Source organism: Lysobacter hankyongensis, from assembly GCF_039543145.1.
Taxonomy (GTDB): domain Bacteria; phylum Pseudomonadota; class Gammaproteobacteria; order Xanthomonadales; family Xanthomonadaceae; genus Lysobacter_I; species Lysobacter_I hankyongensis.
In genome coordinates this window covers 609,667-626,082 of the sequence record NZ_BAABJE010000001.1, presented here as the reverse complement: position 1 = coordinate 626,082, position 16,416 = coordinate 609,667, and the positions used below count along the sequence as shown (strand labels likewise).

Below are 16,416 nucleotides of genomic sequence, written 5' to 3'. Positions count from 1 at the left end.
TCCGTCGCTCTTACAGGGGCTTCGGTGACAGGTCCGGCCGTTCTATCAATGTTGCCGAAAGATTTCTAGCGGGCTAAGGCCCGCTCTACCGCAGTTGGTGACTACGCGCGAGCATCACTCGCGATCGTCGCGGGTCCAGATGCCGCCGTGTTCGATCTTCACCGGGAATTTCGCCACCGGGTCGTAGGCGGGGGCGCACAGGGCGCGGCCGTCGCGGAGGTCGAAGCGGGCGCCGTGGAGGATGCAGGCGATGCTGCCTTCGGCGACGTCGACTTCGCCCGAGGACAGTTCGTATTCGTCGTGGGTGCAGCGGTCTTCGACCGCATACAGCTCGCCGTCGAGGTTCACAACCAGGATCGGCGTTTCGTCGGCCCAGACCACGGCCTTTTCGCCGGGCAGCAGCTGCCCGGTGGCGCACACGAAGACCCAGTCGCTCATGCCGCGGTCTCCGTCAGGTCCTTTTCGAGGATCTCGAAGCGCAGGTCGTCGCGTTTCGGCTGCCCGTAGCGCGGATTGCCGTACGGGAAGGGTTTGGTGATGCCGGTGCGGACGTAGCCCCGACGCTCGTAGAACGCGATGAGCTCGTCGCGGCAGTCGATCACGGTCATGCGCATGCGCGCGCAGCCGAAGGTGTCGCGGGCGACGCGTTCGGCTTCGGCGAGCACGATCTTGCCGATGCCGCCGCCCTGCGCCGTCGGGTCGACCGAGAACATGCCGAAATAGCCGGCGCCGTCCTCCACGCCGACGTGCGCGCAGGCGACGAGGCGCGCGTCGTCTTCGGCCAGCAGCACGACGCTCTGCGGTTGCGTCAGATCGGCGCGCAGCATGTCGGCGTCGATGCGCTGGCCGTCGAGCAGATCGGCCTCGGTGGTCCAGCCTTGGCGGCTGGCGTCGCCGCGATACGCGGACGTGACGAGGTCGATCAATGCGGGGATGTCGTCTTCGGTGGCGTTGCGGAAGCGGAGTGCGGGCACGGTGCGGAATTCCGGTCTGATCAGCCGAGCAGTCGGCGGACTTTGGTCAATGCGGCGGCGAAGCGTTCGATCTCCTCGTGCGTGTTGTAGAACGCGAACGAGGCGCGGCAGGTGGCGGGCACGCCGTAGAACTGCAGCAGCGGATGCGCGCAGTGGTGGCCGGAGCGCACCGCCACGCCTTCCAGATCGAGCAGGGTGGCGAGATCGTGCGCGTGCGCGCCCTGCACCAGGAAGCTGATCACCGCGGCCTTCTCCGGCGCGGTGCCGATGATGCGCAGGCCGTCGATCTTGCGCAGCGCTTCAGTGGCGTGCGCCAGCAGTTCGGCCTCGCGCGCTTCGATCGCGTCCATGCCGATCGCGTCGAGATAGTCCACCGCGGCGCCGAGGCCGATGTGGCCGGCGATGTTCGGCGTGCCGGCCTCGAAGCGGTGCGGGCCATCGTTGAACACGGTGCCTTCGAAGCGCACTTCGCGGATCATCTCGCCGCCGCCAAGGAACGGCGGCATCGCGGCCAGATGCTCGCGACGTGCCCACAGCGCGCCGGTGCCGGTGGGGCCGCACATCTTGTGGCCGGTGATGGCGTAGAAGTCGCAGCCGATCGACGGAATGTCGAGCGCGCGGTGCGGCGCCGCCTGCGAACCGTCGATCACGGTGACGATGCCGCGCCTGCGCGCTTCGCGGCAGATCTCGCGCACCGGATTGACCGTGCCCAGCACGTTGCTGACGTGGGTCAGGCCGAGGATCTTCACCTCGGATGTCATCGCCGCGTGCAGCGCGTCGAGGTCGAGGCTGCCGTCTTCGCGGATCTCGGCGACCTTGATGGTCGCGCCGGTGCGCTCGGCGACCAGTTGCCACGGCACGATGTTGGCGTGGTGCTCCATCCGCGACAGCAGGATCGCGTCGCCGGGTTTCAATCGCGGCAGCGCCCACGAATACGCGACCAGATTGATCGCGAAGGTCGTGCCGCTGCACAGCACCAGTTCGTCGCGGTGCGCCTTGAAGAAGCCCGCGAGTTTGCTGCGCGCGCCTTCGTAGGCCTCGGTCGCCTCGGTGCCGAGCGCGTGCACCGCACGGCTGACGTTGGCGTTGTGGCGGCGGAAGAAATCGTCGACGGTGTCGATGACGGCAGCCGGTTTCTGCCCGGTGTTGGCGGAGTCGAGGTAGACCAGCGGCTTGCCGTGGACCTCGCGGGTCAGCAGCGGGAAGTCGGCGCGGATCGCGGCCCAGTCGCGGGTGTCGCCGGAAGTCTGCTCGGAAGCGGTGGCGGTCATGCCGGCGTCACTCGTGCGAGGTGGGTGTCGAGCACCGCGGTCAGCGATGCGCGCAGTTCGGGCGCATGCACGCCCGCCAGCACTTCGCGGCAGAACGCGGCGGTGAGCAGGGCGCGCGCTTCCGTCTCCGGAATGCCGCGCGAGCGCAGATAGAACAGCGCGGTCGGGTCGAGCTGGCCGACGGTCGCGCCGTGCGCGGCCTTCACCTCGTCGGCGTGGATCACCAGCACCGGCTGGGTATCGATTTCGGCGTCGGCCGAGAGCAGCAGGTTCTTGTTCGACAGATCGGCATCGCTGCCGTCGGCGCCTTCGCGGATGGTGATGCCGCCGTGGAACACCGCGCGCCCGCGGCCCGCGGCCAGTCCGCGCCACAGCAATGCGCAGGACGTATCGCGGGCGATGTGTTCGATGCCGAGGCGGGTGTCGACATGGCGTTTGCCGTCGGCGAACAGCACGCCGGAGGCGGCTAGGCGTGCCAGATCGCCTTCGAGTCGGACGTTCAGTTCGTGCCGCGACAGCGCCGCGCCGAGTTCGAGGTCGAGACGGACGTAATGCGCCCGGCGCGCGAGCACCGCATCGCTGCGCGCGATCACGGTGGCGCCCGCCGCTTCGCTCTGCACGCGCACGTGTTCGAGCCGCGCGCCTTCGCCGAGGTGCATGTGGAAGACGTGATTGGACAGGCCGCGATGTTCGCCCAGCGCGATGTGGTGTTCGACCACGGTCAACGCGCTGTCCGTGCGCATGTCGATGACGTGACGCATGTGCACGGCCGCGTCGGGCTGCCGGCCGCTGGCGACGAAGACCAGATGCAGCGGAAAGGCATTCGCGCATTCGCGGTCCAGCCGGATCACCGCGCCTTCTTCGGCCAGCGCGGCATTCATCGTCGCGAACACCTCGTCGGCGCCGGCGTAGCGGCGCTGCAGGACATTGGCGTCGCGCGGTTCCTGCTCGCGGAGCACCTGCGACAGCGGCAGCACCTCGATGCCCGGCATCGCGATCGCGGACAGCTGGCTGCGATCGGGATCATGCCGGCCGTCGACGAAGACCATGCGCGGGAACGGCACCGCGGCGAGCGCCGCGTCCAGCGCGGCGGCATCGATGTCCGTCGATACCGTGGGCGCGAACGTGCGGCGTTCCAGCGCACGCAGCGACGTGTACTTCCAGGCTTCGCTGCGCGGGCCGGGCAGGCCGTCGCGCAGCGCCGCATCCAGCGCCTTGCGCCGGTGCGGGCCGAGATCGGCGGCATCGCGCTGCGCGAGGCCGTCGAAGGCGGCCGCGAGCGAGTCGAGCAGTGCGCTCATCGTGCGGCGGCTCCATCTGTTTCCGCGCCCGGCGCCACGCGATCCTTGATCCACGCGTAGCCGTGCTGTTCCAGCTGCAGCGCCAGCTCCGGACCGCCGCTCTGCACGATGCGGCCGTCGGCGAGCACGTGCACCACGTCCGGCTTGATGTAGTCGAGCAGGCGCTGGTAGTGGGTGATGACGATGAACGCGCGATCCGGGCCGCGCAGGGCGTTGACGCCGTCGGCCACGGCCTTGAGTGCGTCGATGTCGAGGCCGGAGTCGGTTTCGTCCAGGATCGCCAGCTTCGGTTCCAGCACGGCCATCTGGAAGATCTCGTTGCGCTTCTTCTCGCCGCCGCTGAAGCCTTCGTTGACGCCGCGATGCAGCAGTTCGTCCTTCAGGTGCAGCACCGCCAGCGTCTCGCGCACCAGCTTGAGGAACTGCATCGAATCGAGCTCGGTCTCGCCGCGCGCCCGGCGCTGCGCGTTGAGCGCGCTGCGCAGGAAGTAGGTGTTGTTCACGCCCGGAATCTCGACCGGATACTGGAACGCGAGGAACACGCCCGCGGCCGCGCGCTCTTCCGGCGACATCGCCAGCAGGTCGCCGCCTTCGAACGACACCGTGCCGTCGTCGATCGCGTAGCCTTCGCGGCCGGACAGCACGTTCGCCAGCGTGGATTTGCCGGCGCCGTTCGGGCCCATGATGGCGTGCACTTCGCCGGGCTTCACCTCGAGCGCGAGCCCTTTGAGGATGGATTTGCCGGCGACGCTGGCGTGGAGGTTGTCGATCTTCAGCATGATGGTGTCGTCGTGTGTGTTGCGGCGGTTCGTCGGAAGGTCGCGATGCGGATCGGGGCGCTCAGCTGCACACGCCTTCCCAGGCGAGCTTGCGGCGCTGGCCGGCGGCGTCGGCGACGTCGTAGCATTGTTCGTATTCGGATTTCGCGAAGGTCGGCAGCGCGGGGCAGTCCAGCAACGGCGCATCGAGCGCGGGTGGCGGCGCGTCGCCGGCTTCGAGCGCGCCGATCGCACCGGCCGGATCGGTCCAGTACGCGTGCGAAGCGTCGGTGCGGAACGAGAGGCGGTCGCCGTCCAGGCCGATCACTTCGGCTTCGTAGGGCTTGCCCCAGCGTTTGATTTCCTTGCCGGCGGTGTCGTACTCGACCACGAAATCCGGCAGCAGCGCCTTGTCGTCGAGCGGCATGACTTGCACCCGCGCCACCGGCGATTCGCCGCAGGGGCCGCCTTCCCAGCGCACGACCCGGGCATCCTTGTCGGCGGCATCGCCTTGCGCGGTGAACGCGAACTCGTAGGTCGCGGGCGCGGTCGGCGTGGCGTCAACCGGGGGCGAAGGCGGTGCGGCCTCAGCGGGGGCGTCCGCGGCCGGGGCGGGCGCTTCGACCGGCGCCGGCGCGGCGGCAGGCGACGGATCCTGCTGCCGGCTGCACGCGCCCAGCGCGATGCCGGCGCACAGCATCAGCATCAGGGGGGGCGACGTCTTGTCGTTGCGGGTCATGGTGCTCGTCCTGGTCGTTGTCGGTGTTGTCGCTTCGATGTGCGTCGTATCGGGTCGGGTCAGTCCGCGGTCGCGGGCGACCAGCGCCACAGGCCCCACGCGGCGAACAGCGCCCACACCGTTTCCAGCACCACGAACGGCATGAAGCGCACCAGCCAAGCGGAATACGCGCAGAGCAGGGCGCCGATCATGTTCATGACCAGGAACGTGCGCGAGTGCTCGGAGATCGTCCGCCGCTGATTGAGCACGAAGGCGATCAGCAGGATGGACACGCCGAACGTGCCGATGAGATCGCTGGTGCTCATGCGGAATGACCTTCGGTGAGCGCGTGCAGCGCACGCATCGCGTCCGCGCGACGTTCCCACGGCACGAACAGGTGATCGTGGTAGTAGGCCGACACGGCGTTGCAGGGAATGCCGCGCGCGGCGAGCGCGGTGGCGATCGCCGCCATCATGCCCACCGCTTCGAGGCTGGAATGGATGCGCAGGGTGATCTGCGCCCAGTGCGCGGCGTCGACGCCGTCGTCGTCGGCGACCACCACGGTCAGGCCTTCGTCCTCGCGGAACAGCATGATCGCGTCGGCCGGCACCGGTGCGTCGGCGGGCTGGGTGCGGATCGCGCGCGGGCGCTCGGCCAGCGTCGGCGCCAGGCCGGCCAGCAGCCGCTGCAGATCGGTTTCGCCGGGGGGCGGCGCGATGGCGGAGCGGTCGTTCATCCCACCGAGCCTTCCAGCGAGACTTCCAGCAGCTTCTTGGCTTCCACCGCGAATTCCATCGGCAGTTCGCGGAACACCGAGCGGCAGAACCCGTCGACGATCATCGACACCGCGTCTTCCTCGGAAATCCCGCGGCTGCGGCAGTAGAACAGCTGGTCGTCGCTGATCTTGGAGGTGGTGGCTTCGTGCTCGACGGTCGCGGTCGGATTCTTCACCTCCACGTACGGGAAGGTGTGCGCGCCGCAGCGTTTGCCGATCAGCAGGCTGTCGCATTGGGTATGGTTGCGCGCGCCGTCGGCGCCGCGCTCGACCTTCACCAGCCCGCGGTAGCTGTTCTGGCCGCGGCCGGCGCTGATGCCCTTGCTGACGATCTTCGACTTGGTGCGCTTGCCGACGTGGATCATCTTGGTGCCGGTGTCGGCCTGCTGGCGATGATGGGTCAGCGCGACCGAATGGAACTCGCCGACCGAATCGTCGCCGATCAGCACGCAGGACGGGTACTTCCAGGTGATCGCCGAACCGGTCTCGACCTGGGTCCAGCTGATCTTGCTGCGCGCGCCGCGGCATTCGCCGCGCTTGGTCACGAAGTTGTAGATGCCGCCGACGCCGTTTTCGTCGCCGGGGTACCAGTTCTGCACCGTCGAATACTTGATTTCGGCGTCTTCCAGCGCCACCAGCTCGACCACCGCGGCGTGCAGCTGGTTCTCGTCGCGCATCGGCGCGGTGCAGCCTTCGAGGTAGCTGACGTGGCTTTTCTCTTCGGCCACGATCAGGGTGCGCTCGAACTGGCCGGTATTCATCGCGTTGATGCGGAAATACGTGCTCAGCTCCATCGGGCAGCGCACGCCCTTCGGGATGAACACGAAACTGCCGTCGGAGAACACCGCGGAATTCAGCGCCGCGAAATAGTTGTCGCCGGTCGGCACCACGCTGCCGAGATAGCGCTTCACCAGATCGGGATGGTCCTTGATGGCTTCCGACATCGAGCAGAACACGATGCCCTTCTCGGCCAGTTCCTTGCGGAAGGTGGTGCCGACGCTGACCGAGTCGAACACCGCGTCCACCGCCACGCCGGCGAGCTTGGCGCGCTCGTGCAGCGGCACGCCGAGCTTGTCGTAGGTGTCCAGCAGTTCCTTGGGCACGTCGTCGATCGAGGCGTACTTCGGGCCCTTGGGCGCGGCGTAGTAGCTGATCGACTGGAAATCGATCTCGGCGATCTGCAGCTTGGCCCAGTGCGGCGGCGTCATCGTCAGCCAGTGCCGGTAGGCGGCGAGCCGCCACTCGGTCATCCACTCGGGTTCTTCCTTCTTCGCCGAGAGGAAGCGGATCACGTCTTCGTTCAGCCCCGGCGGCAGGGTGTCGGTCTCGATGTCGGTGACGAAGCCGGCGTCGTAGCGGCGCCCGAGCTGTTCGAGGATGCCGGCGTTCTGCACGGGCGCTTCGGGAGCGGGCGCGTCGACGGTCTGTGGTTCGATGACGTTCATGGGAGAGTCCTCAGCCCGACGCCAATGCGACGGGAATGGCCTTGCGGTTCTCGACGACGGGCAACGCCATGTCGGCCAGCGATACCCGGCGCAGGGCGTCGGCGACGACGTCGTTGATCCGGCGCCAGTTGGCGCGGGCGCCGCAGGAGTGTTCGATCCCGCACTGGCCCGCGTGCACGCTGCATTCGGTCATCGCCAGCGGGCCTTCCATCGCTTCGACGATTTCGACCAGCGAGATCTCGGCGGCCGGTCGCGCCAGGCGATAGCCGCCGGTCGCGCCGCGGAAGGCCTGCACCAGCCCGGCCTGCGCCAGCGGCTTCAGCAGCTTGGCCACGGTCGGCGCTTCCAGGCCGGCGCGTTCGGCCAGGCCGCTGGCGCTGAGCACGACGTCGGGCGCGCTGGCCAGGACGGTCAGCACCACGGTGGCGTAATCGGTGAGTCGGGTGACGCGGAGCATGCGGTCTGGCGGGCGGCGGGCGCGCTGGCTGGATACAGGACCGAAATTGTACGCTTTCGGTCTGGTCGACTCAAATGCGCCGATGCGACGGCGGCATGACGGCTGTCATCAGCGATGGCTGACGGTGGCCAATCGTGCCTCGGCGGTGGCTGTGGAGAATGGGCGGCGTCCACTCCCGGACGCAGGAGCCCACGATGAACGCCCGCACCGACACCCGATTCGAACGCAGTGCCTTTCAGACCACCCTGCAGAACAGCGTCGGCCAACTGGTCGAGCGCGCGGTCGCCGCGCCCGCGGGCGCAGAGCGTTCGCGGCTGCTGCGCTGGCTGTTGGCCGCGGCCGCGGTCTTCGTCGCCTGGCGCATGTGGCGCGGTTTCAAGTCGCTGTTCTGGACCGCCTTCGGTCTGGGCATGGCGTTCTGGTGGACCGGCCTGTGGCATCGGCTGTTCTGAGGCGGGCCGGAACGACGTGCCGCGCAGGCCGGCATGGGCCATAATCGATGCCCACGCAACTTTCAGCCGGAACCGTTCCCGCCATGCCGAAGAAGAAGATCGTCGCCCGTCTTTCGTCCATCCACGGCAACGGCGTGTTCGCCGACGAGGCGATCCGCAAGGGCGAGCGCATCGTCCGCTACAAGGGCACGATGCGCACCCACGCCGAAGTGGACAAGCTGTACGGCGAAGCGCAGGAGAACGGCCACACCTTCCTGTTCACGCTCAACGAAGACTATGTGCTCGACGCCAACGAGGGCGGCAACATCGCGCGCTGGATCAACCACAGCTGCTCGCCGAACTGCGAGGCCGTGCAGGAAGAGAACGCCAAGGGCAAATCGCACAAGGACAAGATCTTCATCGAGGCGATCCGCGATATCGCGCCCGGCGAAGAACTGACCTACAACTACGGCATCGTGCTGGACGAACCGCACACCGCCAAGCTGAAGAAACTCTGGGGCTGCCGCTGCGGCTCGAAGAAGTGCACCGGGACCATGCTTCAGCCGAAGCGCTGAGAACATGCGCTGACCCCATGCACTGAACAGATCCACCGCGCGCACGCACGGCGGCGCGCCGCCGGCGTTGCCGCCAAGGTCGGCACAGCCCGTGTGACGCAGGATGCGCAGGGGCGGAAAGTTCCCGTGACTAAAGACAGTCGTCCGCTCGTGGCGACGGGTGCAGGATGCGCCCAACTTCACGACGGGAGACCGCCATGCGCGCTCTGTTCATCGCCGCGGCGGTCCTGATGGCGCCACCGGCGCTGGCGCTCGACATCGACGGCAGGGTCGACGAGGCGGAATGGTCGGGCGCGCAGCGCGTCGACGACTTCCGCATGACCCAGCCGTTGACCCGCGAGCCGAGCCGGCACCGCACCGAAGCCATGTACATGGCCACCGCCGACGGTCTGGCGGTGGCGTTCCGCAACCTGCAGCCGGCCGACGTGCCGCGCACCCGCCAGCGGTTCCAGCGCGACAACAACGGCAACGTCGACCGGGTCAACGTCTATGTGGACTTCGACGGCGACGGCCGCAGCGGCTACAACTTCATGGTCGCGCTGTCGAACGGCATCGCCGACAGCACGATCAGCAACGAAAACCAGTTCAACGGCGACTGGGACGGCCACTGGTCGCATGCGGTGGCCGAGGACGAACACGGCTGGTCCGCGGAACTGCTGATTCCCTGGCACATCGCGCCGATGCGCAACGATGTCGGCGGCAAGCGCACGATCGGCATCGCGTTCGACCGCGTGATCGGCGACAGCAACGAGCGCATGGCCTGGCCGGCGATCAGTTTCAACGAACAGCGCTATCTCAGCGCGCTGAACAAGGTCGAGGTGCCGCAGTTCAGCCAGTCGCTGCTGGCGGTCACGCCGTACGTGGTCGGTCTGGTCGACAACGTCGACGGCAAGGCCGATATCGATGCCGGCGTCGACCTGTTCTGGAAGCCCAGCGGCCAGTTCCAGCTCAGCGCCACCCTCAATCCGGATTTCGGTCAGGTCGAGAGCGACGGCATCGTCGTCAACTTCGGCGCGGTCGAAACCTTCTTCGGCGACAAGCGTCCGTTCTTCACCGAGAACCAGGGGTATTTCGAGGTGCCGTTCGGTTCGCTCGGCAACGCCCAGCAACTGGTCTATACCCGACGCGTCGGCGCGCCGGCGGACGACGGCAGCGGCGCCGGCGACGTCACCGCGGCGGTCAAGATCAACGGCAGCGCCGCCGGTTTCGGTTACGGCGTGTTCGCCGCCACCGAAGGCGACAGCGCAGGCCGCGATTTCTATGCGTTGCGCGCGACCCGCGATTTCCAGGGGCAGGGCCTCGGCGCCATGGTGACCCGCGTGAACCGCCCGTTCCTCGATCGCGAGGCGACCGTCTTCGCGCTGGATCATCGCTGGTCGCCGAACGACAAATGGACCATCCGCAGCAATCTCGTCGGCTCCAGCATCCTGCAGCGCGGCGACACGGTGCGCGACACCGGCGGGCAGTTGCGGATCGATCACCAGATCGACCCGGCATGGCGCCAGCAACTCTATCTCCTGCACACCGGTGGCGACCTGCAGCTCAACGATTTCGGCTTCCTTGACCGCAACAATTTCAACTACGCCCGCTACGAACTGTCGCGGCGGATCACCGCGCTGCCGGAGACGTCCCCGTACGCATCGCACCAGTGGCGTTATGCCGTGTCGCGCCGGGTCAACGACGATGGCGTGAAGATCGCCGATGCCTTCGCGATCAACCGCGGCAGCGAACGCCGCGATGGCGGCAACCAGTTCATGGAAATAGCCGGCTGGACATCCGGCCACGACGATCTGATCACCCGCGGCAACGGCGTGGTGAAGCATCCGGGCCGTCTGTTCCTGTTCGCCGAGCGTTTCATTCCGAAGAAGAAACACTGGTCTCTGTACGGCAGTCTGCGCTACGGCGCCGAAGGTCTGGGCGGCGTGGATCGCGGCGCGTGGACGGCGTACATCGAGCCGAATTATGCGGTGAACGACAACCTGAGCTTCTTCGCGGGCCTGGAATTGCAGCGCAATCCCGACTGGCTGCTGTGGCGCGGCGGCAATCTGCTGGGGACGTACGGCGCCGACCAAGTGTTCCTCAACGCCGGCAGCGTCTGGCTGCTCGGTTCGAAACAGGAACTGCGCGTGCGCCTGGAAGCGCTTGGGCTGGATGCCGACGCCAAGCGCGCCTGGCGCGTGGCCGCCGACGGCACGCCGGTGCGCAGCGCCGATGTCATCGACGACTTCGCCTTGCGCAACCTCGGGTTCCAGGTGCGCTACCGCTACGAATTCGCGCCGCTGTCGTATCTGTATATGGCGTACGTGCGCGGCGGTGCGATGTTCGACGCCGGCGCCGGCCCGTACTCGGCCCGCGAGGAGTTCGCGGGCGCCTTCGATCTGCGCGACAGCGAGCAGTTGCTGCTGAAGCTGTCCTATCGCTTCGAGATCTGAGGACGGCTCGGGCCCGCTCTACTGCTGAGGTATCCTCACTTTTTCCCTCAACAGATCATCGGGTTTTGGCCATTCTGGATACGGCTGTCATCCCGAACCGCAGGCGAGGGACCTGCTTTCGATCGATTGGAATCCAACTTGCTACGAAGGCTTGCAGAACGGTCTTCCGCTCGGCCTTGGTTTCGCTCGCTGCCGCGAGCGAGTCACCTTTCTTTGCTTGTGCAAAGAAAGAGTGACCCAAAGAAAGCACACCCCGTCGGTCGCGCCCGGCGCGTTGCGCCGGGTCCACGGGTTTCGCGGGGTTTTTCGACAGGACATCCGTGTCCTGTCGAAAAACGCGCGGCGTCCTGCCGCGCGCCCGTTGGGCCAGATCCGCGAAACCCGTCGCGACCAGGGGCCCCGGCAGATCAAGCCCAGAACCGGCTCAAAAATGCCATTGAAACCGACAAATCACAGCATCTCATGAGGAATTTCTGGGGAGACATCAGGCTCTACCGGAATTTTCGCAGCGATGCCGTTGCGGAGATCGCCGCCTATCGATCGAGCTTGATCACCACGCGGCCGTTCTGGATCAGGGTGCCGGCGACCTGGCGCGCGCCGAGCTTGTCCTGCAGGTCCGCATCGAGCCGATAGACCGGTTCGCTGCGCGCGTAGTCGCGCAGCCAGCCGTTGATCAGATCGCGGCCGGTCGCGTTCATGCGTCCGCCGAGCAGCGGCAGCTCCGCCGATTCCAGTTCCGGTTCTTCCAGATACAGCGCGTTGGCGCGGGTGTCGTAGCGCAGGCCGCTGGTGATCGCGAAATGGCCGGCGGTTCGGTCGCTGCGCAGGCCCATTCCGTCGACGCCGACATCGAAATCGAGATGCAGTCGCGTGCTGTTCTCGGGCAACGCGATCCGCGGATTCATCACCGTGAGTTCGACCAGACCGCCGAGCTGTTCGTACCGGCGCGGGTAATGGCGATCGAGCTGCGCCTGCAACTGCGGTGCGGTGAACGCGACCTGGTTGCCGAGCAGCGCCTGCGCGGTGTCCAGCGCGGCGCAGCCGGCGAGGAGCGTGGCGGTGGCGGCGAGGGCGGCGATGCGCAGGAAGCTGCGGCGGCGCGGGTCGGTCATGGCGTTGTGCTCCGGAGGGTTCCGTGAAGCATAGGTGCGATCGGTGAACCGCGGTTGATCCGTGCCGCCGATATCTGCGTCGCTGATCTGGGCCGCGCTCAGCCGCGTTCCAGCGCGGCCTTGCGCTGCGGCGTGTAATGCCACCACGGTCGCGCGGGTGCGCCCTGCATGAAATCCACGGCCGCCAGGAACACATCGATCACGCAGGGATCGTGGCGCACGCCGGTGATCTCGCAAAGTCTGTGGTAAAGCGCGAATCCGTCGCAGCGGGCCAGCTCCGCGGGCGCGCGCAGTCCGAGGCGTTCGAAATCGCCGGCGGTGGCCGGGCCGACATTCGGGATGTCGGTGAAGCGACGCACCTCGGACGCGTGTCGGGCTTTGGCCATGGTGTGTGCGGTGTCGCAATGGAAAGAGGGATGCGGACAGCATGCGGAACACGGAATGCCGCTGAAACGAAAAGACCGGATTCCTCGCGGAGATCCGGCCTTTCGTTCGCCGTCGCGAACGGGCCGCGACGGGAAGGACAGCGACGGCGATCAGGCCGTGGCGGCGTCCTTGAGCTTCTTCATCGGACGGACCTTGACCTTCACGGTGGCCGGCTTGGCGGCGAAGGTGGTTTCCTGACCGGTGAACGGGTTGATGCCCTTGCGCTTCGGCTTGGCGGCCACGCTCACGGCGGTGATCTTCAGCACGCCCGGCAGCACGAACTGGCCGGCGCCCTTCTTGCCGATCGAGGCGTGGATGGCACCTTCGAGAGCGGCCATCACGGCGCGGACGTCTTTCGCGGCCACTTCGGTGGCGCCGGCGATGTGGGCGACCAGAGCGGACTTGCTCATCACGTCCTTGATCGGCTTGGCGGCGGCCGGCTTCGCGGCGGCCTTCTTGGCGGCTTTCTTTTTCGTTGCCATGAGAATTCGTTTTCCTCGTCGGATGGTTGATCTGTCTTGGGGCCGGATCTGGCCGGCATGCGCACTGTAGGCCAAGGTACCCTCGACGCCAAGCCCCCGAGCGGCTTTTTTTCAGGCTTTTTCCGCCTGTTTTCGCGGTCCGGTCGCGGAACGGCCGCGCTGCGCGGCGAAAAACCCGCGATGACGATACCGAGCCCCGAAAAACGCGGTCCGCCGCGCGATGCGGACATCATTCCGGCGCCGCGCGGCGCTCAGCGACGGTCGCAGGACATCGGCCGGAATCGCGTCAACGCGGCCGCTGCGGTCCAGTCCGGCCCGGTGTGTCCGAGCCTCCGTGCCAGATGCGCATATCGCTGGTCGAAACGATGCCGGTGACAGTCCGGGGCGTACCAGGAAGGCGCCTGCATCAGCGCGATCAATGCCAGGCTTTCCTGCGGCCGGAGTGCGTTGGCCGGTACGCCGAACATGGATCGCGCCGCCGATTCGATACCGACGACATCCCGGCGGAACCGGGATTCCGCGAGCAGCGTGTTCGCGGCATCGTCCGGCGTCCAGTTCCGGCCGATGCGGATGGCCAGGGCGATTTCCGCGAAATGGCGATCGAAGCCGCGCGGCATGTCGCGATCGCGGGAGGCCACGACCCGGGCCGTCGATGTCAGCAGTCGACTTGCGTCGCCGGGGCGGCGGTCGCCCGACATCTCCCACAGGGCATGCGGCAGCCAGGTCAACGGATTCAGGCGCGGCAGCGCACGCGCGGTCGGCGCTTCCATCGCAAGGAACTGCGCGCGGATCGTGGCCGGCGCGCGATACGGATTCGGTGCGAGCGTGGCCGGCAGATGGCGTGCGCCGGCCGCGTAGGACACGAAGCAGAGCGCCATGTACAGCATCGCTGTCGCCAACAGCGTCGCTGCCGGCAGTCGCATCGCCCATCGCGCAGATCCGCGCATCTCCGCTCCCGCCGGTCCGATCCGGCGATCCGTTCGTGAGCGTCGAGTCTCGGGTACTGCGCACGCCCGCCGCAAGCGGCGGCGGGCGTCACCGTTGTCGCCGTGTCTACTGACCGTTCGCGAGCACGTTCGCGGCGGTGCCGACGATCAGCGGATCGGCGGGGCGCGCCACCTGCGGCGCCTTGCCGGGATATGGCAGGGTCTCAAGGAAATGGCGCATGCAGTTGAGTCGCGCGCGTTTCTTGTCGTCGGACTTCACCACCACCCACGGTGCGTCCGCGGTATCGGTGTGGAAGAACATCCCGTTCTTCGCTTCGGTGTATTCCGGCCATTTGTCCAGCGACTGCAGGTCGATCGGCGACAGTTTCCAGTGTTTCAGCGGATCGCTGCGCCGTGACTTGAAGCGGCGCAGCTGTTCCTCGCGGCTGACCGAGAACCAGAACTTGTAGAGGCGGATGCCGCTGCGCACCAGCATGCGTTCGAATTCAGGGGCTTCGCGCAGGAACTCCAGATATTCGGCGGGCGAACAGAAGCCCATCACGCGTTCGACGCCGGCGCGGTTGTACCAGCTGCGGTCGAAGAACACGATTTCGCCGGTCGTCGGCAGATGTTCGATGTAGCGCTGGAAATACCACTGGCCGCGTTCCTGGTCGTTTGGCTTTTCCAGTGCGACCACGCGCGCGCCACGCGGATTGAGATGTTCGGTGAAGCGCTTGATGGCGCCACCCTTGCCCGCGGCGTCGCGGCCTTCGAAGAGCACCACGATGCGCTGGCCGGTGTCCTTCACCCAGCTCTGGACCTTCAGCAGTTCGATCTGCAGTTTCTTCTTCTCGGCTTCGTATTCGGATCGGCGCAGCCGGGTGCGGTAGGGGTAGTCCGCGGGCAGCGGCGCGCTGGTGCTGTCCTCGTCGGTCAGCGGAACGGCATCCATCCGCAGGGCGGCTTCCGGCGACAGTCCGGCTTCCAGCGGCCGTGTGGCTTCCGGCGGCATCGCGGCTTCCGGTGCGGGTGCGGGTGCGGCAGCATTGCCGTTCGTTCGCGTTGCGGAACTCTCGGATGCGGTCGGCGCGTCCGCGGCGGCTGCGGTGGCCTGCGGTTCGCGCCGCGTGCGCGGTGTCGAAGCGGTACGGGATTGCGATGGTTTGCGCGAACGCGAGACGGGCATGAGGGGCTCCTGGCGACGATGGACATGCACGGCATCCGTATCCGTCGATGCGGTGCCGGATGCCGTTTCCATCGTCCGCGCGCCGGGGCGGGCGCGCTTGAGCCGGGTCAAGTTTGCGCACGACCTGCGGCGACGCATGCGCGCCGCAGGTCGCAGCCGGTCAGGCGGCTTCGTAGGCGCCATAGCCGCGCAGGCGGCGATAGCGGCGATCGACCAGTTCGTCGGCGGGCAGGGCTTCCAGCGCGTCGAGTTCGTTCATCAGCACGGCCTTGAGTCGCTTGGCCATCTGCACCGGATTGCGGTGCGCACCGCCGATGGGTTCGCGCACGATCTTGTCGATCAGGCCGAGGTCCTTGAGGCGCTTCGCGGTGATCGCCATCGCTTCGGCGGCATCCTGCTTCCTGTCCGCGGTCTTCCACAGAATCGATGCGCACCCTTCCGGCGAGATCACCGAGTAGGTGCTGTATTCGAGCATGATCGTGCGATCGCCGACGCCGATGGCCAGCGCGCCGCCGGAACCGCCTTCGCCGATCACGGTGCAGAGGATCGGCACCTTCAGTTCGGCCATTTCCATCAGGTTGCGGGCGATCGCTTCGGACTGCCCGCGTTCCTCGGCATCGATGCCCGGCCAGGCGCCGGCGGTGTCGATGAAGGTCAGCACCGGCAGGCGGAAGCGCTCGGCCATCTTCATCAGGCGCAGCGCTTTGCGATACCCCTCGGGCTTGGGCATGCCGAAGTTGCGGCGGACCTTGGTCTTGGTGTCGCGGCCCTTTTCGTGGCCGATCACCATCACGCTGCGGCCGTTGATGCGGGCGAGGCCGCCGACGATCGCGTTGTCGTTGGCGAAGGCGCGGTCGCCGGCCAGTTCCTGGAACTGGTCGCAGATCACGCGCAGATAATCCAGGGTGTAGGGACGCGCCGGATGCCGGGCCAGCTGCGAGACCTGCCATGCGCTCAGGTCGCGGAAGATCTGTGCGGTGCGCAGGCGGAGTTTGTCTTCCAGTGCGCGGACTTCGGCGTCGATGTTCACCGCGGGGCCGGTGCTGGCCTGGCGCAGTTCGCGGATCTTCGCTTCGAGGTCGGCGATGGGCTGTTCGAAATCGAGATAATTCGGATTCATGCGGTGCGTTCGGCGGTCCTTGGCCTG

At 67.2% G+C, this 16,416-nt stretch carries 19 protein-coding genes; 3 read left to right on the top strand and 16 right to left on the bottom strand.

Annotated elements, in window-relative coordinates; translation table 11 throughout:
• Positions 1-114: 114 nt before the first annotated feature.
• The 10 genes from ABD974_RS02880 to ABD974_RS02835 form a co-directional block, all read right to left on the bottom strand.
• On the bottom strand, positions 115-438 hold the full coding sequence (locus ABD974_RS02880; protein WP_345301745.1) for a non-heme iron oxygenase ferredoxin subunit: 324 nt from the start codon (positions 436-438) through the stop codon (positions 115-117).
• Positions 435-974, bottom strand: a complete 540-nt coding sequence (locus tag ABD974_RS02875) for a GNAT family N-acetyltransferase (RefSeq protein ID WP_345301744.1) — start codon at positions 972-974, stop codon at positions 435-437. The genes ABD974_RS02880 and ABD974_RS02875 overlap by 4 nt, the downstream gene beginning before the upstream one ends.
• A gap of 20 nt (positions 975-994) precedes the next feature.
• Complete coding sequence (locus tag ABD974_RS02870) at positions 995-2,245, bottom strand: cysteine desulfurase (protein WP_345301743.1); 1,251 nt, start codon at positions 2,243-2,245, stop codon at positions 995-997.
• On the bottom strand, positions 2,242-3,546 hold the full coding sequence (gene sufD / locus ABD974_RS02865) for a Fe-S cluster assembly protein SufD (protein WP_345301742.1): 1,305 nt from the start codon (positions 3,544-3,546) through the stop codon (positions 2,242-2,244). The genes ABD974_RS02870 and sufD overlap by 4 nt, the downstream gene beginning before the upstream one ends.
• Positions 3,543-4,325, bottom strand: coding sequence for a Fe-S cluster assembly ATPase SufC (sufC, locus tag ABD974_RS02860; RefSeq protein ID WP_345301741.1), 783 nt, complete (start codon positions 4,323-4,325; stop codon positions 3,543-3,545). Before sufC ends, sufD begins: the two co-directional genes overlap by 4 nt.
• 61 nt (positions 4,326-4,386) lie before the next feature.
• Positions 4,387-5,043, bottom strand: a complete 657-nt coding sequence (locus tag ABD974_RS02855; protein WP_345301740.1) for a hypothetical protein — start codon at positions 5,041-5,043, stop codon at positions 4,387-4,389.
• A 59-nt stretch (positions 5,044-5,102) separates the two neighbouring features.
• A complete protein-coding gene (locus tag ABD974_RS02850; RefSeq protein WP_345301739.1) occupies positions 5,103-5,348 on the bottom strand; it encodes a CBU_0592 family membrane protein in 246 nt (81 codons plus the stop codon).
• On the bottom strand, positions 5,345-5,758 hold the full coding sequence (locus ABD974_RS02845; RefSeq protein ID WP_345301738.1) for an ACT domain-containing protein: 414 nt from the start codon (positions 5,756-5,758) through the stop codon (positions 5,345-5,347). Before ABD974_RS02845 ends, ABD974_RS02850 begins: the two co-directional genes overlap by 4 nt.
• Positions 5,755-7,242, bottom strand: coding sequence for a Fe-S cluster assembly protein SufB (gene sufB, locus ABD974_RS02840; RefSeq protein ID WP_345301737.1), 1,488 nt, complete (start codon positions 7,240-7,242; stop codon positions 5,755-5,757). Before sufB ends, ABD974_RS02845 begins: the two co-directional genes overlap by 4 nt.
• A gap of 10 nt (positions 7,243-7,252) precedes the next feature.
• Complete coding sequence (locus tag ABD974_RS02835) at positions 7,253-7,699, bottom strand: SUF system Fe-S cluster assembly regulator (protein WP_345301736.1); 447 nt, start codon at positions 7,697-7,699, stop codon at positions 7,253-7,255.
• A gap of 194 nt (positions 7,700-7,893) precedes the next feature.
• Here ABD974_RS02835 and ABD974_RS02830 point away from each other — a divergent pair, with 194 nt between their 5' ends.
• From ABD974_RS02830 to ABD974_RS02820, 3 genes are all read left to right on the top strand, one after another.
• Positions 7,894-8,151 (top strand): hypothetical protein, encoded by a 258-nt coding sequence (locus ABD974_RS02830; protein ID WP_345301735.1) that lies wholly within the window; start codon positions 7,894-7,896, stop codon positions 8,149-8,151.
• An 83-nt stretch (positions 8,152-8,234) separates the two neighbouring features.
• Positions 8,235-8,705: an SET domain-containing protein gene (locus ABD974_RS02825; protein ID WP_345301734.1), complete on the top strand. Its 471-nt coding sequence runs from the start codon at positions 8,235-8,237 to the stop codon at positions 8,703-8,705.
• 197 nt (positions 8,706-8,902) lie between these two features.
• Complete coding sequence (locus tag ABD974_RS02820) at positions 8,903-11,137, top strand: DUF5916 domain-containing protein (RefSeq protein ID WP_345301733.1); 2,235 nt, start codon at positions 8,903-8,905, stop codon at positions 11,135-11,137.
• A 533-nt stretch (positions 11,138-11,670) separates the two neighbouring features.
• Here ABD974_RS02820 and ABD974_RS02815 read toward each other — a convergent pair.
• The 6 genes from ABD974_RS02815 to ABD974_RS02790 all read right to left on the bottom strand — a co-directional run bounded on the left by ABD974_RS02815 (position 11,671) and on the right by ABD974_RS02790 (position 16,389).
• The gene (locus ABD974_RS02815; RefSeq protein WP_345301732.1) at positions 11,671-12,249 is read right to left on the bottom strand and encodes a DUF1439 domain-containing protein; all 579 of its coding nucleotides are present in this window, start codon (positions 12,247-12,249) and stop codon (positions 11,671-11,673) included.
• Positions 12,250-12,347: 98 nt separating this feature from the next.
• Positions 12,348-12,635 (bottom strand): helix-hairpin-helix domain-containing protein, encoded by a 288-nt coding sequence (locus ABD974_RS02810; protein ID WP_345301731.1) that lies wholly within the window; start codon positions 12,633-12,635, stop codon positions 12,348-12,350.
• A gap of 150 nt (positions 12,636-12,785) precedes the next feature.
• Positions 12,786-13,157, bottom strand: coding sequence for an HU family DNA-binding protein (locus ABD974_RS02805; protein ID WP_345301730.1), 372 nt, complete (start codon positions 13,155-13,157; stop codon positions 12,786-12,788).
• 251 nt (positions 13,158-13,408) lie between these two features.
• Positions 13,409-14,080, bottom strand: a complete 672-nt coding sequence (locus ABD974_RS02800; RefSeq protein WP_345301729.1) for a transglycosylase domain-containing protein — start codon at positions 14,078-14,080, stop codon at positions 13,409-13,411.
• Between the two features lie 130 nt (positions 14,081-14,210).
• The gene (gene ppk2 / locus ABD974_RS02795) at positions 14,211-15,269 is read right to left on the bottom strand and encodes a polyphosphate kinase 2 (protein WP_345301728.1); all 1,059 of its coding nucleotides are present in this window, start codon (positions 15,267-15,269) and stop codon (positions 14,211-14,213) included.
• 160 nt (positions 15,270-15,429) lie between these two features.
• Positions 15,430-16,389, bottom strand: coding sequence for an acetyl-CoA carboxylase carboxyltransferase subunit alpha (locus ABD974_RS02790; protein ID WP_345301727.1), 960 nt, complete (start codon positions 16,387-16,389; stop codon positions 15,430-15,432).
• Positions 16,390-16,416 lie beyond the last annotated feature (27 nt).